An 18,900-nucleotide genomic window follows, 5' to 3' on the forward strand; every position below is an offset into this window, starting at 1 on the left:
CAATCGGCGCGAAACCATTTCGATACAGCCCGTGAGCGCAACCCAACGCGCCGAAATCTTTACGGGTTTCTGACGGGCCATCCCCTTGACCGGTGGCTGAACGGGTGTTTAGCGTACTAAACATGCGTTCAATCGACGATCGAACAGCCATCGCCCGGATCCGCGATGCCGCGATCGAGCAGTTCGGCCAGCACGGCTTCAACGTCGGGCTGCGATCCATCGCCGACGCCGCCGGCGTCAGCGCGGCCCTGGTGATTCATCACTTCGGGTCCAAGGAGGGCCTGCGCAAGGTTTGCGACGACTACGTCGCCGAGGAGATCCGCGAGGCGAAGACGGAGTCGGTGACGACGAGCGACCCGGCGGCGTGGTTCGCCGCGATGGCCGAGATCGAGTCGTACGCGCCGATCATGGCCTACCTCGTGCGCAGCATGCAGTCCGGCAGTGAGCTCGCAAAGGAGTTCTGGCGCCGGATGATCGACGACGCCGAGCAGTACCTGGAAGAGGGCGTGCGCGCCGGCACCCTCAAACCCAGCCGCGATCCGAAGGCCAGGGCCAGATACCTCGGGATAACCAGCGGCGGCGGGTTTCTGCTGTATCTGCAGATGCACGAGAACCCCAGCGATCTGCGCGCCGTGCTGCGCGATTACGGGGAAGAGATGGTGCTGCCCGCCCTGGAGGTCTATACCCACGGGCTGATGGCCGACTCGACCATGTACGACGCGTTTTTGGAGAAGCGCGAACGAGGCCTCCCGTTCACCACATCTGACGAAGGAGAACACGATGACGGCCCAAGCAACCGGGTCCCCGCAGCGGGCTGACACCGCCGGCCGGTCGCAGCTCGCGGTCGAAATCCGCGGCCTGTGCAAGTCTTTCGGGCGCACCAAGGCGCTCGACGGCTTGAACCTGACGGTCGCTCCCGGCGACATCAGCGGATTCCTCGGGCCCAACGGCGCGGGCAAATCCACCACCATCCGGGTGCTGCTCGGGCTGCTGCGCGCCGAGGCCGGCACCGTCCGGCTGCTCGGCGGCGATCCGTGGCGCGACGCGGTTGCGTTGCACCGACGGATCGCCTACGTGCCCGGCGATGTGACGTTGTGGCCCAATCTGACCGGCCAGCAGGCCATCGACTTTCTGGCCCGGCTGCGCGGCAACAACATCGACACCCGCCGCCGCGACGAGCTTCTGGAGCGTTTCGAACTCGATCCGCACAAGAAGGCCCGCACCTACTCCAAGGGCAACCGGCAGAAGGTCGCCATCGTCGCGGCGTTCAGCTGCAACGCCGAGCTCTACATCCTCGACGAGCCCACCTCCGGTCTGGATCCGTTGATGGAGAAGGCTTTCCAGCAGTGTGTTCGCGAGGTTGCCGACCGGGGCGCGGCCGTGCTGCTGTCCAGTCACATCCTCGCCGAAGTCGAGAAACTCTGCGACAACGTCACGATCATCCGTGCCGGACGCACCGTGCGATCGGGTCCACTCGATGAGTTGCGGCACCTGATGCGCACGTCGGTCACCGTCCGCACCCGCGGCGACGGCCAGACGCTGCAGCGGCTGCCGCACGTGCACGACTTCACCGCCCAAGACGGTCAGAGCCGGTTCTCGGTGGACCGCGCCGATCTGGACCGGGTGATGGAGCAGCTCACCAAGCTCGGCATCGAGGAGTTGACCGTGACGCCGGCATCGCTGGAGGACATGTTCCTGCGCGAGTACCAGGAGGTCGTCCGATGACCACCACCGCCGTCGCGCCGCACGTCGGCCGGCATCAAGCCGCGGCTTCCGGCTCGTCGTTCACCGGGGTGGGCACCCTGCTCCGGTTGGCCCTGCGCCGTGATCGCGTGCGTTTGTCGGTGTGGATCTCCGCGCTGACGTTGATGATGGTGTACGCACCCAGCGCCATCAAGCTGGCCTACCCGGAGGAAGCGCAGCGCCTCGCCCGCGTCGAACTGATGAAGACGCCCGCGGCGATGATGATGGGCGGGCCCATGTTCGGCGTCAATGAGACCGAGCTGGGCGCGATGATGGCCAACGAGCTGATGCTCACGCTGATCATTGCGACCTCAATCTTGTCCATCCTCACCGTCATCCGTCACACCCGAGCCGAAGAGGAAAGCGGCGCAGCGGAATTGGTGTTGTCCTCGGTCATGGGCCGGTATGCCCGCACCTACGCCGCGCTGATCCTCGTCGGTGGCGTCAACGCCGTGCTGACGCTCACCATGACGGTGGCCATGTCGGCGATGGGTTTCGCCGTCGTCGACACCGCGGCGATGTGTGTGGGTGTCACGGCCGTGGCGATGGTGTTCGGCGCGGTGGCCGCCGTCACCGCCCAGCTGTGGCGCCAGGCCCGTACGGCGACGGGCGCCGCGCTGGCGGCCCTCGCGCTCGCCGCGGTGGTCCGCGGAATCGGCGATGTCATCAACAATTCCGGTAGCCCGGTGAGCTGGCTGTCACCGATCGCCTGGGCGCAGCAGATGCGCGCGTTCGTCGACGTGCGCTGGTGGCCGCTGGCGCTGTTGGTTGTCCTCGCGATCGCGTTGATGGCGACGGCCGCCGTGTTGGAGACCCGTCGTCAGTACGACGCCGGCACTCTGCCATCCACCGGTGAACGCCCGAACGCCCACGCCGTCAAGAGCGTCTTCGGCCTGCACGTCACGCTGCAGCGCGGCCAGACGATCGGGTGGGGCGTCGGATTGTTCCTGTCCGGCTTGGCTTTCGGCTCGATGACCAAGTCGCTGCTGGACATGGCCGAGGAGAACGAGATGATTGCCCAGGTGCTGGCGGTCCAGGGTAATGACGGCGTCTACACCACGATGACGCAGTTCCTCGCGGCCGCGGCAACCGCCTACGTCGTGGCCGCCGTGCTGCGGGTGTACAGCGATGAGGAGAACGGTCTGGGCGAGCCGGTGTTGGCCGGTGCGGTGTCGCGGTGGCGCTGGCTGCTGACGGCAGTGGCGTCGGCGGTGCTCGGGTCGGCGGTGCTGATGTTCTTCGCCGGTCTGGGTAACGGATTGGGCGCCGGGCTGACCGTGGGTGAGCCGCAGACGATTTGGCGGTTGACGCTGGCGGGGCTGGCTTACGTGCCCGCCATGGCCGTGCTGGCCGGCATCGCTGCCGTCGCCGTGGCGCTGCGTCACCCGTGGATCGGTTGGCTCGCAGTGGCTTTCGTCATCATCTCGCTGTATCTCGGCGCGCTGCTACGGCTGCCGCAATGGCTCATCGACCTCTCCCCGGTGGGACAGACCAAAGCACCGATGGAGTACTCGCCCAGCGCACTGGTGGTGATGGTGCTTGTCGCAGCGGCAGTGAGTCTGCTCGCGGGGTTGATCTACCGCCGCCGCGACGCGGTCTGAAAGCAGGAGGACGCACACATGGACACGTCAACCAAGGCAACAGTGACCAGCCTGCTCGGCCTGGTCTATTTCGGCGTGGTGTTGTTTCTGCCCGCGGGCACGTTCAACTACTGGCAGGCATGGCTTTTCATCGCAGTATTCACGGCCATGACCGGAGGGCACACAATCTACTGGGCCCTGCGGAGACCGGAAGTCCTTCGTCGGCGCATGAATGCCGGCCCGATGGCGGAAACCAGGCCCGCGCAGAAAATCATCGTTATCGCGGTGTACCTGTGCTCGTCGGCGATGTTTGTCGTCAGCGCCCTGGATCACCGCTTCGGCTGGTCCGATGTGCCGATCCCAGTTGTGCTGTTCGGTGACGTGCTGGTGGCAATCGCTCTCGGCATCGGCATGCTGGTCGTCCAGCAGAACAATTATGCAGCCGCCAATATCACCGTCGAGCCGGACCAGTGTCTGGTCTCCACGGGGCTATACGGATTCGTGCGGCATCCGATGTATTTCGGCGCACTGATCATGATGATCGGTGTACCGCTTGCACTCGACTCCTATTGGGGACTGTTCCTCATCATCCCGAGCGCGATCGTTCTGGGCTTCCGCATCGTCGACGAGGAGAAGGCGCTGGAGCAAGAACTGTCCGGATACCACGAGTACACCCAGCAGGTACGCCATCGGCTGGTGCCCGGAGTGTGGTGATGCTGGCATGAAAACCCTTGTCCAGACGCTGATTTCGGCGCCGCTCGGCCTGATCGTCTTCGGGCTGTTGGTATTCTGGCCGGCGGGCACCTTCGATTACTGGCAGGGCTGGGCGTTCATCGCGGTGTTCGCCGTCGCGACGCTGGTTCCCAGCGTCTACCTGGCGGTGCGGAATCCCGCTGCGCTGCAGCGGCGTATGCATGCCGGCCCCTGGTCGGAGACCCGAACCGTGCAAAAGGTCATCAGCGTGGTCGCGTTCGGGTCATTGGCGGCGATGATCGTCGTCAGCGCGCTGGACCATCGCTTCGGCTGGTCGTCGGTGCCTGCCGCGGTGTCGGTGGTCGGGAACGTCCTGGTGGCGCTCGGGCTCTCCATCGCGATGCTGGTCGTGATCCAGAATGCCTATGCCGCAGCGAACATCACCGTGGAGTCGGGCCAAAAGGTGACGACGACGGGCTTCTATGCCCTAGTCCGGCACCCGATGTACTTCGGAAATGTGATCATGATGATCGGTATCCCGTTGGCGCTTGGGTCGTATTGGGGGCTCCTATTCCTCATTCCCGGGCTGCTGGTGCTCGCCCTGCGCATCCGCGACGAGGAGGACCTCCTCAGGCAGGAACTGGGCGGGTACGACGAATACACACAAAAAGTGCGCTCGAGGTTGGTGCCCTACGTGTGGTGACGTCGCGTCGTCCACCAGCAAATGACGAACACAGGAACGACGGTGAAACGCAGGAACGTGTTCACAATCAAGGTGGAGTTCGCAGCTGTCAGCCCCATATAGACGATGCTGAGAACGCCGCTCGTCGCATGCAGCACCACGAAGAAGCGCAAGAACAACCAGCCGACATCCTCGACCCTGAGCAGGAGGCGCTGCTCGCCGATTCGGTCGGAGTGGCGCTGCTGGTCATCCTGCAGACGCTGTCGCCGGCTGAGCGGCTGGCATTCGTGTTGCACGACATGTTCGATCTGCCCTTCGCCGAGATCGCGCCGATCGTGGGCCGATCGGAGAACAGCGCCGCGCAGCTGGCCGCCCGCGCGCGCCGGCGTGTGCGCGGTAAACACCCCGACCCCGCAACCGCTCTCGTCGAGCAGCGCCGCGTTGTCGAGGCGTTTCTGACCGCGGCGCGCGACGGCGATTTCGACGCGCTGCTGGCAGTGCTGCACCGCGACGTGGTATTGCACGTCGACGCGACGTTGGCGGGTAGGCCGGTGACGGTTCGGGGTGCGCGGACGGTGGCCGGCGGTGCGTACCGGTTCGCGCACAGAGCCGTGTTCGCCGAACCGGCGCTGGTGGACGGCGCGGTCGGCATTGTCGTCGCCACCAACGGCCGGCTGTCGACGGTGCTGCGGTTTCGGGTCGCCGCCGGCAAGATCACCGAAGTCGACATTCACGCCGACCCCGACCGGCTGCGCCGCTTCGAATTGGCCATGCTCGGCTGAGCCAGCCGCATACTGGTGCGATGGAGATGCTGACCGGCTTCGGGTTGGCCACCGCCGCGGGTTTGAACGCCTACATCCCGCTGCTTGCGCTGGGCCTGTTGTCCCGGTTCACCGATCTGGTGACGCTGCCTCACGGCTGGGCCTGGTTGGAGAACGGCTGGGTGATGACGATCGTCGCGGTGCTGCTCGTCGTCGAGGTCATCGCCGACAAGATCCCCGCGCTGGACAGCATCAACGACACCATTCAGACGTTCGTCCGGCCGACCGCCGGCGGCATCGTGTTCGGCTCCGGCACCGCCGCCGAGACCGCCGCGGTCGCCGATCCCGGCGCCTTCGCCCAGTCCGGTCAATGGATTCCGATCGCGATCGGCGTCGTCACCGCGCTGGTGGTGTCGCTGACGAAATCCGCGGTGCGCCCCGCCGCCAACGTCGCGACGGCCGGGGTGGCGGCGCCGGTGCTGTCCACGGTCGAGGACGCCACCAGCGTCGGACTGGTGTTCATCGCGATCCTGATTCCCGTGCTGGTCCTCGTCGTCCTGCTGGCCTTGGCCTACGGCGCATTTCGGCTGTGGCGTTGGCGGCGCCGCCGCCAAGCAGCGCGAGCAGACGCGTAATCCACCAAACGCCGCCCTCACTTGACGTCACACAAGAGTGCCTTTGGCTCGGCGCCCGGCGGAGTTATTGGCATTGGCAGCCGGCGCGCGGACTGTTGGCGGGCGCGCACTGTGCGGAGGGCGTGTAATCCATCGGCATGCCGCGAGCATCCAACGTCAGTGTGCAGCACCGGTTGAGCAGTTCGGCGAGCTGTTTTCTGGCGCGCTGAACCCGAGATTTCATGCCGGGCAGGGTGATCCCTTCCAGCTCGGCAGCGACGGCCTGCGTGGCACCGTCGAGGTCGGTCAGCTGGAGCGCTCGGCGGTATTCGGGTGACAGTTGATCGAGCATGGGTTGCAGGCATGCGGCCAAATCGCGATGCACGCTGTAGTCGTCGTCAAACTCGGTGACATCGTTGGCGAGTCGGTCGCCGGGCAAGGCCTCCAGTAGTTCGCGTTTGTCGCTTGTGCGGCGATAGTGGTCGATGATCGCGTTGCGGGCGATGCGGAACAGCCATGCCGCGAGCCGATCGCTGTCATCGAGCGTGTGCAGGCTGCGATGGACCCGCAGCAGGATCTCGCCGACGATGTCGTCGGCGTGGTGTGGATCGGATACCCGCCGGCCGACAAACGAGCGGATCTCGCGGCCGAAACGTCGCCAGACGTCCTCGATTGTCGGCTCCGCTTGCGCGGCCACCGGGTTCGACGTCATATCAGCCTCCTGTCGGGTCGAGCCTAGGGCTGTCGCCCATACAGACGGTGCTGTCGGCAAAAGGATGCACCTGCGCGGCCGATCGCGTCCATCCCTCCGTCCGCGCGTCAGAACCTGCGACACCACGAGCAAGGAGGAACCACCATGACCACCCAGCTTCCCGTCGCCGTGCTCGGAGCCGGCCCAGCAGGGCTAGCCGCAGCCGCGCATCTGACCGAACGCGGCGTGCCGTTCGTCGTTTTCGAATCCGGTGAATCGGTGGGCGCCAGCGTTCAGCAGTGGGGACATGTGCGCCTCTTTTCTCCCTGGCGCTACAACATCGATCGGGCCGCGCAGCGCCTGTTGACCGACGACGGATGGCGGCCGCCGGAGCCGGCCACTTACCCCACCGGAACCGACCTCGTCGAGCGGTATCTGATGCCGCTGGCGAGGCTGGCCACGATCGCCCCCCACGTGCGGCTGGGCCACCGCGTCATCGGCGTCACCCGGCAGGGCGTGGACAAGCTGCGCGACGATCACCGCGGCCATCGGCCTTTCATCGTCACCACCGAGGGTCCGGCCGGCATCACGCGCACGCCGGTGCGCGCCGTCATGGATGCGACCGGAACCTGGCTGAGTCCTAATCCGATTGGCGCCGAAGGGATCCCCGCAGTCGGCGAGGAATACGCGGCCCGATGGATCCATTACGGGATCCCCGATGTGCTCGGCGTCGACCGCGCACGCTACGCGGGCAAGCGCGTAGCGGTCGTCGGAGCCGGCCATTCGGCCAAACACGTCGTTCGCGACTTGTCGCTGCTGGCCGAAGACGTCATCGACACCACGATCACCTGGATCGTGCGCCGAGGCGGCGCCGACAACGTCTTCGGCGACCAGGCCGACGCTCGGCTTCCCGAGCGGGGGAAACTCGGCGCCGACGCGCACCGGCTGGTCGCCTCCGGCCGGGTGCAGCTCGAGACGGGATTCCGGATCGAACGCGCCGTGATCGGCGAATCCGGTCTCGAGTTGTTATCCGCCGACGGCGGCAAGGCTGGTCCGTTCGACGAGATCGTCGCCGCCACCGGATTCCGCCCCGACTTCGGCTTCCTGCGCGAGATTCGCCTCGACCTCGACCCGTGGGTGGAAAGCACCCGAGCGCTGGCCCCGCTGATCGACCCAAACGTGCACTCCTGCGGCTCGGTGCCGCCGCACGGCGCGGCCGAACTGGCCCACCCCGAGCAGGGGTTCTATGCCATCGGCGCCAAGAGTTACGGCCGCGCGCCCAACCTGTTGCTGGCCACCGGTTACGAGCAAGCCCGCTCAGTGGTCGCAGAACTCGCTGGCGATCACGAGGCGGCCGGCCGCGTGGAACTCGTCCTGCCGGCATCCGGATCGGCCTGCGGTGTGAAAAACGAACCGGCGACGCAGATAGCCGAATTCGAACTGGCGACCAGTGCGTGCTGCGGCTGATGCGCTACGGTCGGGCCCGCCGGGACTCCGGCGGGCAACGGTCGCCCTGGCGACCACCCAGCTGATCTCCTGGGGAGTGCTGTACTACGCCTTCGCCGTCGTGGCACCTGCGATGGCCAAGCAGCCCGGCTGGGACCGTGGCCGGGCTGATCGGACGGTTCGGGCCACGGGCCGTCATGACCGCGCTCGAGTCAGCTTTAAACGGCCACGCGGCCGGGCGCGGGTAATGCTAACGCTTGACCGCGGTGAGCAGCAGATACTCCGCGTCATAGGCGGTGCGGCCGGGCTGGGTTGCCTGGTTCCACGCCGTGAGGAAGCGCAGGAATTCGCGGTCCAGCGCCTCGATGCGCTCCGGCCGGTTGGCGTTGAACCGGTACACGGCGATTGTCGGTCCGTAGTTGCGCTTCCAATATTCACGGAACTCGAGCGGGTCCGCGCAGTGGTCCATCACGACGCTTCGCCGCTGCATCCGTAGGTTGGTTATCCTGTCGCCCAACAACTTTCGGATGTGGGCTTCATCCCCCCACAGCGGCGGCGGGCTGGTGCCGGGCGGCGGCGGTGGCGCGTAGGGCTTGATGGTCGCAAACATCTTGCCGATGAAGCTCTCCGGCGTCCAGTTGATCATCGCGATGGTCCCACCCGGCCGGGTGACGCGCACGAGTTCGTCGGCGGTCGCCTGATGGTGTGGCGCGAACATCGCGCCGACGCTCGACATCACCACGTCGAAACTGTTGTCCGCGAAGGGCAACATCTCCGCGTCGGCCTGCACCCATTCCACTTCGACACCGCGCTCGGCGGCGACGCGGCGCCCAGCCTCGAAAAGTTCGGGCGTCAGGTCGCTGGCGGTCACGATGCCACCCGCGGCGGCGGCCGCAATCGCGGCGTTGCCCGATCCGGCCGCTACATCGAGAACCCGATCACCCGGCCGGACCCCACTGGCTGCGACCAGCTCAGGACCGAGCGTTGGGATCAGTTCCGCGGCAACGGCGGGGTAGTTGCCCGACGCCCATAGGGCGCGATGCTGGGCCTTGAGCCGGCGGTCCTCCTCATCCTGCTCGACCGTCGGGGCGAATCTCTGTTCGGCACTGTTCATCTTGCACTCCTTTGGGTTGACGTGTCTGGCGCCTTGGCGCTGACACAGACGTCGACCGGCCGGGAAGGATGCAGGCGTCGGAGTCCAGGTCGTTGCCGCCACCTGCATCCTTCCCGGACCTCCACCGTCAGTACCGGTGACATGCGGTGAGACGAGTTCGCAGTGGATTCGGCCGGTGTCACGAATTAGAGGAGTGCTCACGATGGCAGATACGCGAATCCAGCTCGCCCTCAACGTCAATGACGTCGAGGCCGCTGCGGAGTTCTACACCAAGCTCTTCGGGGTTGGTCCACACAAGCAGCGAGCCGGCTACGCGAACTTCGTCGTCGCCGACCCGCCGCTCAAGCTGGTGCTGATCGAGAATCCCGGTGCGGCCGAGCGACTCAACCACGTCGGCGTCGAAGCCGAAACATCCGAACAGGTGTCGGCCGCGCTGGCCCGGTTCCAAGCGGCCGGGCTGTCGACAACCGTCGCCGAACACGACGTGTGCTGTCATGCCGTGCAAGACAAGGTGTTCGTCGCCGCCCCGGACGTGCCCAACGGGTGGTGGGAGTTCTACACGGTGACCGACGACAACCCCGCCAACCCCGACGCGCAGAGCACCTCCGAATGCGCCGTGAAGTGCGAAGCCGAGCATCGCGGGGCTGGCGATAGCTGCTGCACCTGAGCGGCACGGCAAGTGCAACCGTTCCCGAGAGTCGACGTCTGTATCGATGCCAGCGGGACCCACTTCAGCCATCACAGAGAGGAACTAAACCATGACCATGCGAAGGAAGAAGATCAGCTGGATGGTCGGGGCTGCCGCCGCGGCAGCCCTCGCTGCCACCGTCGGGCTCGTCCCCGCCTCGGCGGCACCGCCGCAGAGCCCGGGTGTCACCCTGACGATGCGCGGCGACGACCCTGCCAATGGAGGCAATTATCTGCTGTGGGTGCAGGGTGTCTTCCCGATGAGTGAGGGCTCAGCCCACGACAGAATCAACAATCTCGGGTCCAGCGGCGGCATCGACTACCTTGTGTTCGCCGACGACCCCGGCGAGGACGACGGCCGCATCGGGTTCCCCCACGGATTCATTGGCGCCCCAGGCCCGCCCGGCGGCTACCTCTACGCGAACACGAATGGCATCCACTTCGGCCGCCACCTCAGCGTGCCGAAGCACCAACTCGACGAGGACTTCTGCTTCAGTTCGGGATGCGGCGACGACACTGACGAGGTCTATGTCCTCGCGCGGTTCGTTCCGGGCAATGGAGCCGGCCCGCTCGGTGCCCACACGAACGCGATCACCGGCAAGTTCTGATACGTGTGGCGACCTAGCCCTGCCCGGTGCACCGATCATCATGCACTGGGCAGGCGTTCCGCCTACGGAGTGTTTCGGCTGTGGCGCTGGCGGCACCGGAGCCGGAGCGCCGAAACAGAAGGCAGGGTCGCTAAGCCGCGCGGTTAGCGACCGGGAATTCGATTTCGGCGCAAAGGCCTGCTCAGATCCAAACCCCCTTGCCGACCGCCACCACGCCGCCGGCGCTGATCGCAAACCGCTCGCGGTCCTTTTCCAAGTCGACGCCGACCATCTCACCCGGACCGACGACCACGTTCTTGTCCAGGATCGCGTGGCGCACCACCGCGCCGCGACCCACCCTCGTGCCGGGCATGATCACGCTGCCCTCGACGATGGCGCCGTCGTCGACGACCACGTTGGACGACAGCACCGAGTTGCGCACCGAGGCCGCCGAGATGATGCTGCCCGCGCCGACCACGGACTCCTGCGCGGAGCCGCCGTTGACGAACTTGGCCGGCGCAAGGTTCTCGGTGGCGCCGCGGATCGGCCAGCGCTTGTTGTACAGGTTAAACACCGGGTGCACCGACACCAGATCCATGTGGGCGTCGTAGAACGCGTCCAGGGTGCCGACGTCGCGCCAGTACCCGTGGTCGCGCTCGGTGGCGCCGGGCACCTCGTTGTTGCTGAAGTCGTAGACGGCGGCCATCCCGTCGGCGACCAGCCGCGGAATGATATCGCCGCCCATGTCGTGATCGGAGTGGTCGTCGTCGGCGTCGGCGCGGATGGCGTCGATGAGCACCTTGGTGGTGAAGATGTAGTTGCCCATCGACACGAAGGTCTGCTCGGGATCATCGGGGGTGCCCGGCGGGTCGGCGGGCTTCTCGATGAAGCCGCGGATGCGGCCGGATTCGTCGGAGTCGATGCAGCCGAATGCGCTGGCCTCGCTGCGTGGCACCCGGATGCCCGCCACCGTCGCGCCCGCGCCGCTCTCGATGTGGAACTGCACCATCTGCTCGGGATCCATGCGGTACACGTGGTCGGCGCCGAACACCACGATGTAGTCGGGATCCTCGTCGTAGATCAGGTTCAGCGACTGGTAGATGGCGTCGGCCGACCCGGTGTACCAGCGCGGGCCCAGCCGCTGCTGGGCAGGCACCGGGGTGATGTACTCCCCCGCCAGCCCGGACAGCCGCCAATTCTGCGAGATATGCCGGTCCAGTGAATGCGACTTGTATTGGGTGAGAACGCAGATCCTCAGATATCGGGCGTTGACGAGATTGGACAGCACGAAGTCGATCAGCCGATAGGCGCCACCGAAGGGAACCGCCGGTTTTGCCCGGTCAGCGGTCAGCGGGTACAGCCGCTTGCCCTCCCCGCCGGCCAGGACGATGCCCAGCACGTGTGGCAGTTCCCTCATGGTTCAAACCTATCCGCACCTGTGCGGCGGGGCCAGCCATTCGCACCATCCATCAAGGTATTTGGGCCACCACCAGGCACCCCCAAAAGAACCTGCGACGGGGCGCGGCGCGCACTAACGTCGTCACCATGCGGGTGGCGATGATGACACGGGAGTACCCGCCCGAGGTCTACGGCGGGGCCGGCGTGCACGTCACCGAGCTCGTCGCCCAGCTGCGCCACCTGTGCGAGGTCGACGTCCACTGCATGGGCGCACCGCGCGCCGACGCGGTTGCCGCCCAGCCCGATCCGGCGCTGCGGGGCGCCAACCCGGCGCTGTCGACGCTGTCGGCCGACATGAACATGGTCAACGCCGCGTCCGCCGCGTCCGTCGTGCACTCGCACACCTGGTACACCGGACTGGCCGGTCACCTGGCCGCGTTGCTCTACGACGTCCCGCATGTGCTCACAGCCCACTCGCTGGAGCCGATGCGGCCATGGAAAGCCGAGCAGCTCGGCGGCGGCTACCGGGTGTCGTCGTGGGTGGAGAAGACTGCGATCGAGGCCGCCGACGCGGTGATCGCGGTCAGCAACGGCATGCGCGACGACGTGCTGCACACCTATCCCGCGTTGGACCCCAGCCGGGTGCACGTGGTGCGCAACGGCATCGACACCGACATGTGGTACCCCGCCGAGCCGCAGCCGGACGAATCGGTGCTGGCGGAGCTGGGCGTGGATCCGGCCCGGCCGGTGGTGGCGTTCGTCGGGCGCATCACCCGGCAGAAAGGCGTCGCCCATCTGGTCGCGGCCGCCCACCAGTTCGCCCCCGAGGCGCAGCTGGTGCTGTGCGCGGGCGCGCCCGACACCCCCGAGATCGCGGCGGAGGTGACGGCGGCGGTGCAGGATTTGGCCCGCGCACGCACCGGCGTGTTCTGGGTGCGGGAGATGCTGCCGATTGGCAAGATCCGTGAAATACTCTCTGCGGCAACGGTTTTTGTCTGCCCGTCGGTTTACGAACCGCTGGGCATTGTGAACCTGGAAGCGATGGCGTGCGCGACGGCGGTAGTGGCGTCCGACGTCGGCGGCATTCCGGAGGTGGTGGCCGACCGTCAGACCGGGCTGCTGGTGCACTACGACCCCCGCGACCCGGCGTTCTACGAGACGCGACTGGCCGACGCGGTCAACTCGTTGGTGGCCGAGCCGGACAAGGCGCGCCAGTATGGCCAGGCCGGTCGGCAGCGGTGCATTCAGGAGTTCTCCTGGGCGCACATCGCAGAGCAGACTTTGGAGATCTACCGAAAAGTGTCCGCGTAGGACGACGTGCTAGCTGGTGACGCCCTTGAGCTCGTCGCCGAGAGCAGCGGCCTCCTCCGGGGTCAGTTCGACGACGAGGCGTCCACCGCCCTCCAGTGGTACCCGCATCACGATGCCGCGCCCCTCCTTGGTTGCTTCCAGTGGACCGTCGCCGGTCCGGGGCTTCATCGCCGCCATCGAGTGCTCCCTCCAAAAGCTACTGAACTCCCCCTATTGTTCCTTATCCGCGGCGGTCGGTGTGCAAAGACCCGGTTATGACGCCCTTAGTTCCTTTGAGGCACCCAGCAGGACGCCACGTGGTCGTCGACCATCCCGGTGGCTTGCATCAAGGCATAGGCGGTTGTCGGGCCGACGAATCTGAACCCGCGCCGCTTCAATTCCTTGGCCATCGCCGTCGATTCCGGGGTGACGGCGGGCACCTGCGACGCCTCGGCCGGTCGCGGCCGAGGCGCCGGGGCGAAGGACCAGAGCAGCTCCCCAAGGTCGACGTCGAGGTCGGCCGTGGCGCGGGCGTTGGCGATGGTGGCCTCGATCTTGGCGCGGTTACGCACGATGCCGGTGTCACCCATCAGGCGGGCGACGTCTTTGTCGGAGTAGCGGGCGATGCGCTCGACGTCGAACCCGTCGAACGCCCGCCGGAAATTGTCACGCTTGCGCAAGATGACCAACCACGACAGCCCGCTCTGGAACGCCTCGAGGCTGATGCGCTCGAACAACGCCGCCGAATCATGCAGCGGCCGACCCCATTCGGTGTCGTGGTAATCGCGGTACAAAATGAAATCTGCTGGCGCCAAACGTGATCCGTCGATCCAGCCGCAGCGGACACGACCGTCGTCGACAATCATGAATCTTCTTCGGCGTCAGAGAGCTTCGCGTGCGCGGGATGTTCGCGCTCGTGTTCGGTGTCGTCGTGGCGCTCGTGCGCGGCGCGCACCGCCGCCAGCTCACCGCGCAGCGAGTCGAGCTCCTGACCCAGGCGATCCAGCACCCAGTCGACCTCGCTGGTCTTGTAGCCGCGGAAGACCTGCGCGAACTTCACGGCGTCGACATCAGCGCCGGTGAGGCCGGATGCGGGCAGCTTCGTCGCGGTGGTGTCCTGCGGCAGCGGCGGCAGTTGTTCGCCCCGCCCGAACAGCGCGCTGGCCAGCCCGAACAACACGACCGCCACCAGAATCAGCACCACCACGTACAGCAGAATCAGCGTCACGTCTCGCCATTTTGCCGCGAAATGGAATTCCGGGTCGTCAACGGCGAGGTTTCGCCGCCCGGAATTCCAGTTCTGCGAGAGCTCAGCGCGGGCGCAACGTGACCATCGGTGGACGGTCGTCCAGCGACACGCTCGATGACCGCGGGGTGAAGCCGTCGCCGTCGGCGAAGAACTGGGTGAGCCCCACCCCCGAGTCGGGGATACCGCAACGTGACAGCAAGGTGGCGATCACCTGTCGGCTCATCGAGGCCAGTTCGGTCAGCGGACGGTTACGGTGCGCCCGCACACCCAGGTTCACCTGCGCGATCGCGTCCAGGCCGAGCCGGTCGTAGGTATCGACGAGCAGGCCGATCTCCACTCCGTAGCCGGGCGCGAACGGCAGCGACGTGAGCAGCTCCCGGGTGCCCGCGTACTCACCGCCCAACGGCTGCAACAGGCAGGTCAGCTCGGGGCGCAACGCCGCCAGCAAAGGCCGCGCCACCAGCTCGGTGACGCGGCCGCCACCGTTGCTGTCCTCGCTGCCGCTGACCTTCAGCGGGCGCCGGTAGAAGCCCTTGACCAGGTGCACGCCATCGGCCAACAGCAGGGGGCCGACCAGGTGCGGCACGAACATCGGGTCGGGGTCGATCAGGTCGGAGTCGACGAACACCACGATGTCGCCGGTGGTGGCGGCCAGCGATCGCCACAGCACCTCGCCTTTGCCGGGTTGCGGCGGCAGCTCGGGCAGCGCGGCTTCCCGGCTGATCACCCGCGCGCCCGCCGCGACGGCGCGGATCTCGGTGTCGTCGGTGGAGCCGGAGTCCAGCACGATCAGCTCGTCGACAAGGCCTCCGAGCAGCGGGGTGATACTGCCGACGACGTCGGCGACGGTCTCTTCCTCATTCAGCGCAGGCAACACCACCGAGATGGTGCGCCCGGCCTTGGCGGCCTCGAGCGCAGCGACCGTCCATGTCGGCCGGCTCCAGCTGCGATCGGTCAACCAGCGGTGGGCTGCGACCGTGTCCGTGGCGGCCAGTTCTGGTGTGGTCGTCATGCCAATCCCCTCACCGTGCGTGTCGGCGGGCGCACGCCCTGGATCGACGCGACCATCTCCAGTACGCGTCGGGTAGGCCCCACCTCGTGCACTCGGAACATGGCGGCTCCGGCGGCGGCTGCCAAAGCTGTCGCAGCCAGGGTGCCCTCCAGGCGTTCGGTCAAACCCACACCGAGAGTCTCCCCGACGAAGTCCTTGTTGCTCAGCGCCATCAGCACAGGCCATCCAGTGTTTACAAGGTCTTTTACGTGGCGCAACAAAGTAAGACCGTGGTAAGTGTTCTTGCCGAAATCGTGCGTCGGATCGATGAGCACGCGGTCGCGCGCCACGCCCGCCGCGACCGCCCGTTCCGCGGCCGCGGTCACTTCGGCGATCACGTCGTCGACGACGCCGCGTTCGGACGTGCCGTAGTGGACGCGGAAGGGCCGCGTACGCGGGGCCGCGCCACCGGTGTGCGAGCACACCAGCCCGGCACCGAATTCGGCGGCGACCTCGGCCAGGCCGGGGTCGGCGCCGCCCCAGGTGTCATTGATCAGGTCGGCGCCGGCCGCGCACGCCTGTTTGGCCACCGCGGTGCGCCAGGTGTCGACGCTGATCAGCTGGTGGGGGTAGGCCTCGCGCAGCCACTCGATGAAGGGCACCACCCGGGCGATTTCCTCGTCGGCGTCAACGGTCTCGCCCGGCCCGGCTTTGACGCCTCCGACGTCGATGACGTCGGCGCCCTCCTCGATGCCCCGGTGCACGGCCGCCATCGCCGCCTCGTCGGAGAAGGTGGCACCCCGGTCGTAGAACGAATCCGGTGTCCGGTTGACGATCGCCATGATCCAGGCGCGATCACCCGCCACCGGACGGCCACAGAAGGTCGACTGCACGCCTACCAGGCTACGGGCCAGCGATTTCGGCGCGTCTGGTCGCGCTCAGCGCGACCCGGCGCGCCGAAATCGCCTACTTCGGGCGTTTGCCGTCCTTCACTTCGTTCGGGTACTGCTCGTAGAACGGCACGTAGCCCTCGTCGCGCCCGGCCAGCACGTAAATCGGATCGTCGATATCGGGCCCGTAGCCCTCCTTGCGCAGATCGACCTTCTGACTCTTGAACGTCGACGTGTGCGCCAGCTCCTTGACCACCCGCACGAACAACGGCACCGCATAGCCGGGCAGATGGTCATAGACCGCCTTGGCCAGGCCCTTGCCGTCGAACTCCTCGCCGTCTTTGAGCTGGATCGCCGCCATGCCGGCGCGGCCGCCGACGTCGGGCACCTCCACGCCGAAGACCGTGCACTCCTCGACGGACGGATGAGTCGCGACGGCGGCTTCGACTTCGGTGGTGGCGACGTTCTCGCCCTTCCACCGGAAGGTGTCGCCGAGACGGTCGGTGAACGCGGCGTGGCCGAAGCCCTGCGAGCGCATCAGGTCGCCGGTGTTGAACCACACGTCGCCGTCGCGAAAAGCGTTGCGCACCAGCTTTTTCTCGGATGCCTCTTTGTCGGTGTAGCCGTCGAACGGCTGGAAGCTACTGACCTTGGACAGCAGCAGCCCGGGCTCGCCGCGACGGACCTTGCGCAGCCGGCCATCCGGGCCGCGCACCGGCTCGCCGGTGTCGGGGTCGTACTCGACGAACGCCACCGGCGTCGGGCAGATGCCGGTGGACTTGTCGACGTTGAACACGTTGACAAACGCGGTGTTTCCCTCACTGGCACCGTAGAATTCGCACACCCGCTCGATGCCGAATCGCTCGGTGAACTCGTCCCAGATCGCCGGCCGCAGCCCGTTGCCGATGATCACCCGTACCTTGTGCTGACGATCGGTGGGCTTGGGCGGCTGGTTGAGCAGATACGCGCAGATCTCACCGATGTAAACGAACGCGGTTGCGTCGTAACGAATTACGTCGTCCCAAAACTTGGACGCCGAGAACGACTTGCCCAGCGCCAGCGTCGCACCCGCATTCAGCGCCGAGCCGACAGCCACCGTCAGCGCGTTGTTGTGGTACAGCGGCAGGCAGCAATACAGCGTGTCGTGGCTGTGCAGGCGCAACCCCAGACCGCCGAACCCGGCCAGGGCGCGCAGCCAGCGGTAGTGCGTCATCACGCTGGCCTTCGGCAGCCCGGTGGTACCCGAGGTGAAGATGTAGAACGCCTTGTCCTTCGCCAGCACCGCGGCGGTGGTGGCCGGATTACCCGTGGGCGCGGTGGCGGACAGCCGCTGCAACTCGTCGAGCGTCATCAAACCCGTGGTGTCGGCGCCGCTTTCGGTGATCGCCTCGATCAGGTCGGTTTCGGCGACGACGGCCTTGGCGCCCAGCAGCCCGATGCTGTGGGCGAGCACCTTGCCGCGCTGGTGGTAGTTCAGCATGCCGGCGACCGCGCCGCATTTGACCACCGCCAGCATCAGCAGCACGGCGTCCGGCGAGTTGCGCAACATGATGCCGACGACGTCGCCGTGCCCGACACCACGCGCGGCCAGCACGGCGGCGTAGCGGTTGGCCGTCTCGTTGGCCTGCCGGTAGGTGATCTGCTGGTCGTCGAATTTGAGGAACACCCGATCGCCGTAGCGGGCCGCGCGCTCCTGGAACACCTTGCCGATCGACGTCTTGGCCGACGGCCGGGCCAAAAATCCGGTGAGTGCGCCACGCACGATGACGGGCGCGTCCATCAGCAAGCTGGGCACCTTGGTGGCGATGTCGAGCAGCCCGACGCTGCTGCGGGTCCCCGATTTCTGGTCGGTCATGCGGCCAATCCCCTCCTGTGTCGGACTCACCCTAGCGGCGCAGGTGATCGACATCACCCGGGGGCGAGGTCGCCGCTATTGCCGCGTCGACGTCGGCGACGACGACCAACCGGTCCATCGCGGCCGGGTTGACATAGCCGGTGTCGACCAGACCCCGCAGCCAGGCCAGCAGACCGTCGTAGTGCCCCAGCGGGTCGAGCATGACCAGCGGTTTGTCATGCATACCCAGGTAGCCCGCCGTCCACGCTTCGAAGAACTCCTCGAGCGTGCCGATCCCGCCCGGCAACGCGATGAACGCGTCGGCCCGATCCTCCATCACCTGCTTACGTTCGCGCATGGTGTCGGTGACGATCAGCTCGTCGGCTTCGGTATCGGCAAGCTCACGGTGCACCAGCGCCTTCGGGATGACACCGACGGTGCGGCCGTTTCGGGCCCGCGCTCCGCCGGCCAACGCGCCCATCGCCGAGACGTTGCCGCCGCCCGACACCAGCGTCCAGCCGTTCTCGGCGATGGCTTCGCCCACTTGGCTCGCCAGCGCCAGCAGCTCCGGATGCGTAGGGCCCGACGCGCAGTAGACACAGACAGCCCATGCTCGGGGTTCTCCAGACACCTCACCAACTTAGTGGTGT

The 18,900-nt window shown here is 66.8% G+C and carries 20 protein-coding genes and 1 pseudogene; 11 read left to right on the plus strand and 10 right to left on the minus strand.

The features are described 5' to 3' along the window. Positions 1-122: 122 nt before the first annotated feature. From CWS39_RS20955 to CWS39_RS20985, 7 genes and pseudogenes are all read left to right on the plus strand, one after another. Complete coding sequence (locus CWS39_RS20955; RefSeq protein ID WP_199178233.1) at positions 123-818, plus strand: TetR/AcrR family transcriptional regulator; 696 nt, start codon at positions 123-125, stop codon at positions 816-818. Next, positions 781-1,725, plus strand: coding sequence for an ABC transporter ATP-binding protein (locus CWS39_RS20960; RefSeq protein WP_102144843.1), 945 nt, complete (start codon positions 781-783; stop codon positions 1,723-1,725). The genes CWS39_RS20955 and CWS39_RS20960 overlap by 38 nt, the downstream gene beginning before the upstream one ends. Next, complete coding sequence (locus tag CWS39_RS20965) at positions 1,722-3,344, plus strand: ABC transporter permease (RefSeq protein ID WP_199178234.1); 1,623 nt, start codon at positions 1,722-1,724, stop codon at positions 3,342-3,344. Before CWS39_RS20960 ends, CWS39_RS20965 begins: the two co-directional genes overlap by 4 nt. An 18-nt stretch (positions 3,345-3,362) precedes the next feature. Then, entirely contained in the window at positions 3,363-4,037 is a 675-nt protein-coding gene (locus CWS39_RS20970) for a methyltransferase family protein (protein ID WP_102144844.1), read from the plus strand. Positions 4,038-4,044: 7 nt separating this feature from the next. Continuing rightward, positions 4,045-4,719 (plus strand): methyltransferase family protein, encoded by a 675-nt coding sequence (locus tag CWS39_RS20975; protein WP_102144845.1) that lies wholly within the window; start codon positions 4,045-4,047, stop codon positions 4,717-4,719. A 128-nt stretch (positions 4,720-4,847) separates the two neighbouring features. Then, positions 4,848-5,480, plus strand: a pseudogene (locus CWS39_RS20980) (sigma factor-like helix-turn-helix DNA-binding protein); the annotation flags it as partial. Between the two features lie 20 nt (positions 5,481-5,500). Continuing rightward, positions 5,501-6,094 carry a DUF4126 domain-containing protein gene (locus CWS39_RS20985; protein WP_102144847.1) on the plus strand — a complete coding sequence of 198 codons (594 nt, stop codon included), beginning with the start codon at positions 5,501-5,503 and terminating at the stop codon, positions 6,092-6,094. Between the two features lie 64 nt (positions 6,095-6,158). On the opposite strand, the gene CWS39_RS20990 is transcribed toward CWS39_RS20985, so the two are convergent. Continuing rightward, complete coding sequence (locus CWS39_RS20990; protein WP_102144848.1) at positions 6,159-6,785, minus strand: sigma-70 family RNA polymerase sigma factor; 627 nt, start codon at positions 6,783-6,785, stop codon at positions 6,159-6,161. A 144-nt stretch (positions 6,786-6,929) separates the two neighbouring features. Between CWS39_RS20990 and CWS39_RS20995 the strand changes: the two genes are divergently transcribed. Next, positions 6,930-8,231, plus strand: a complete 1,302-nt coding sequence (locus CWS39_RS20995; RefSeq protein WP_102144849.1) for an NAD(P)-binding domain-containing protein — start codon at positions 6,930-6,932, stop codon at positions 8,229-8,231. Positions 8,232-8,460: 229 nt separating this feature from the next. Here the strand turns inward: CWS39_RS20995 and CWS39_RS21000 are convergent, their stop codons facing one another. Further along, complete coding sequence (locus tag CWS39_RS21000; RefSeq protein ID WP_102144850.1) at positions 8,461-9,324, minus strand: class I SAM-dependent methyltransferase; 864 nt, start codon at positions 9,322-9,324, stop codon at positions 8,461-8,463. Positions 9,325-9,526: 202 nt separating this feature from the next. Between CWS39_RS21000 and CWS39_RS21005 the strand changes: the two genes are divergently transcribed. Beyond that, positions 9,527-9,991 carry an ArsI/CadI family heavy metal resistance metalloenzyme gene (locus CWS39_RS21005; RefSeq protein ID WP_102144894.1) on the plus strand — a complete coding sequence of 155 codons (465 nt, stop codon included), beginning with the start codon at positions 9,527-9,529 and terminating at the stop codon, positions 9,989-9,991. Positions 9,992-10,082: 91 nt separating this feature from the next. Then, complete coding sequence (locus tag CWS39_RS21010) at positions 10,083-10,619, plus strand: hypothetical protein (protein WP_102144851.1); 537 nt, start codon at positions 10,083-10,085, stop codon at positions 10,617-10,619. Positions 10,620-10,800: 181 nt separating this feature from the next. On the opposite strand, the gene glgC is transcribed toward CWS39_RS21010, so the two are convergent. Continuing rightward, positions 10,801-12,015, minus strand: a complete 1,215-nt coding sequence (glgC, locus tag CWS39_RS21015; protein WP_102144852.1) for a glucose-1-phosphate adenylyltransferase — start codon at positions 12,013-12,015, stop codon at positions 10,801-10,803. A gap of 128 nt (positions 12,016-12,143) precedes the next feature. Here glgC and glgA point away from each other — a divergent pair, with 128 nt between their 5' ends. Then, positions 12,144-13,307 (plus strand): glycogen synthase, encoded by a 1,164-nt coding sequence (glgA, locus tag CWS39_RS21020; protein ID WP_102144853.1) that lies wholly within the window; start codon positions 12,144-12,146, stop codon positions 13,305-13,307. 9 nt (positions 13,308-13,316) lie between these two features. Here glgA and CWS39_RS21025 read toward each other — a convergent pair whose 3' ends face one another. The 7 genes from CWS39_RS21025 to log all read right to left on the minus strand — a co-directional run bounded on the left by CWS39_RS21025 (position 13,317) and on the right by log (position 18,881). Then, a complete protein-coding gene (locus tag CWS39_RS21025) occupies positions 13,317-13,484 on the minus strand; it encodes a DUF3117 domain-containing protein (RefSeq protein ID WP_003931055.1) in 168 nt (55 codons plus the stop codon). An 86-nt stretch (positions 13,485-13,570) separates the two neighbouring features. Then, positions 13,571-14,152: a DNA-3-methyladenine glycosylase I gene (locus tag CWS39_RS21030; protein ID WP_102144854.1), complete on the minus strand. Its 582-nt coding sequence runs from the start codon at positions 14,150-14,152 to the stop codon at positions 13,571-13,573. After that, the gene (locus CWS39_RS21035) at positions 14,149-14,514 is read right to left on the minus strand and encodes a DivIVA domain-containing protein (RefSeq protein WP_102144855.1); all 366 of its coding nucleotides are present in this window, start codon (positions 14,512-14,514) and stop codon (positions 14,149-14,151) included. Before CWS39_RS21035 ends, CWS39_RS21030 begins: the two co-directional genes overlap by 4 nt. Positions 14,515-14,596: 82 nt before the next feature. After that, a complete protein-coding gene (locus CWS39_RS21040; protein WP_102144856.1) occupies positions 14,597-15,547 on the minus strand; it encodes a glucosyl-3-phosphoglycerate synthase in 951 nt (316 codons plus the stop codon). Then, positions 15,544-16,368 carry a dihydropteroate synthase gene (folP, locus tag CWS39_RS21045; protein ID WP_431306160.1) on the minus strand — a complete coding sequence of 275 codons (825 nt, stop codon included), beginning with the start codon at positions 16,366-16,368 and terminating at the stop codon, positions 15,544-15,546. The genes CWS39_RS21040 and folP overlap by 4 nt, the downstream gene beginning before the upstream one ends. A 124-nt stretch (positions 16,369-16,492) precedes the next feature. Further along, a complete protein-coding gene (fadD6, locus tag CWS39_RS21050; RefSeq protein WP_102144858.1) occupies positions 16,493-18,271 on the minus strand; it encodes a long-chain-acyl-CoA synthetase FadD6 in 1,779 nt (592 codons plus the stop codon). Between the two features lie 31 nt (positions 18,272-18,302). Beyond that, positions 18,303-18,881, minus strand: a complete 579-nt coding sequence (gene log / locus CWS39_RS21055; RefSeq protein WP_102144859.1) for a cytokinin riboside 5'-monophosphate phosphoribohydrolase — start codon at positions 18,879-18,881, stop codon at positions 18,303-18,305. Positions 18,882-18,900 lie beyond the last annotated feature (19 nt).

This window comes from Mycobacterium hubeiense, from assembly GCF_002838065.1.
Taxonomy (GTDB): Bacteria; Actinomycetota; Actinomycetes; order Mycobacteriales; family Mycobacteriaceae; genus Mycobacterium; species Mycobacterium hubeiense.

Bases quoted from the DNA above. Each gene is read 5' to 3' on its own strand.
- CWS39_RS20955 (WP_199178233.1), top strand. From the start codon at position 123: ATGCGTTCAATCGACGATCGAACAGCCATCGCCCGGATCCGCGATGCC.
- CWS39_RS20960 (WP_102144843.1), top strand. From the start codon at position 781: ATGACGGCCCAAGCAACCGGGTCCCCGCAGCGGGCTGACACCGCCGGC.
- CWS39_RS20965 (WP_199178234.1), top strand. From the start codon at position 1,722: ATGACCACCACCGCCGTCGCGCCGCACGTCGGCCGGCATCAAGCCGCG.
- CWS39_RS20970 (WP_102144844.1), top strand. From the start codon at position 3,363: ATGGACACGTCAACCAAGGCAACAGTGACCAGCCTGCTCGGCCTGGTC.
- CWS39_RS20975 (WP_102144845.1), top strand. From the start codon at position 4,045: ATGAAAACCCTTGTCCAGACGCTGATTTCGGCGCCGCTCGGCCTGATC.
- CWS39_RS20985 (WP_102144847.1), top strand. From the start codon at position 5,501: ATGGAGATGCTGACCGGCTTCGGGTTGGCCACCGCCGCGGGTTTGAAC.
- CWS39_RS20990 (WP_102144848.1), bottom strand. From the start codon at position 6,785: ATGACGTCGAACCCGGTGGCCGCGCAAGCGGAGCCGACAATCGAGGAC.
- CWS39_RS20995 (WP_102144849.1), top strand. From the start codon at position 6,930: ATGACCACCCAGCTTCCCGTCGCCGTGCTCGGAGCCGGCCCAGCAGGG.
- CWS39_RS21000 (WP_102144850.1), bottom strand. From the start codon at position 9,324: ATGAACAGTGCCGAACAGAGATTCGCCCCGACGGTCGAGCAGGATGAG.
- CWS39_RS21005 (WP_102144894.1), top strand. From the start codon at position 9,527: ATGGCAGATACGCGAATCCAGCTCGCCCTCAACGTCAATGACGTCGAG.
- CWS39_RS21010 (WP_102144851.1), top strand. From the start codon at position 10,083: ATGACCATGCGAAGGAAGAAGATCAGCTGGATGGTCGGGGCTGCCGCC.
- glgC (WP_102144852.1), bottom strand. From the start codon at position 12,015: ATGAGGGAACTGCCACACGTGCTGGGCATCGTCCTGGCCGGCGGGGAG.
- glgA (WP_102144853.1), top strand. From the start codon at position 12,144: ATGCGGGTGGCGATGATGACACGGGAGTACCCGCCCGAGGTCTACGGC.
- CWS39_RS21025 (WP_003931055.1), bottom strand. From the start codon at position 13,484: ATGGCGGCGATGAAGCCCCGGACCGGCGACGGTCCACTGGAAGCAACC.
- CWS39_RS21030 (WP_102144854.1), bottom strand. From the start codon at position 14,152: ATGATTGTCGACGACGGTCGTGTCCGCTGCGGCTGGATCGACGGATCA.
- CWS39_RS21040 (WP_102144856.1), bottom strand. From the start codon at position 15,547: ATGACGACCACACCAGAACTGGCCGCCACGGACACGGTCGCAGCCCAC.
- folP (WP_431306160.1), bottom strand. From the start codon at position 16,368: ATGGCGATCGTCAACCGGACACCGGATTCGTTCTACGACCGGGGTGCC.
- fadD6 (WP_102144858.1), bottom strand. From the start codon at position 18,271: ATGACCGACCAGAAATCGGGGACCCGCAGCAGCGTCGGGCTGCTCGAC.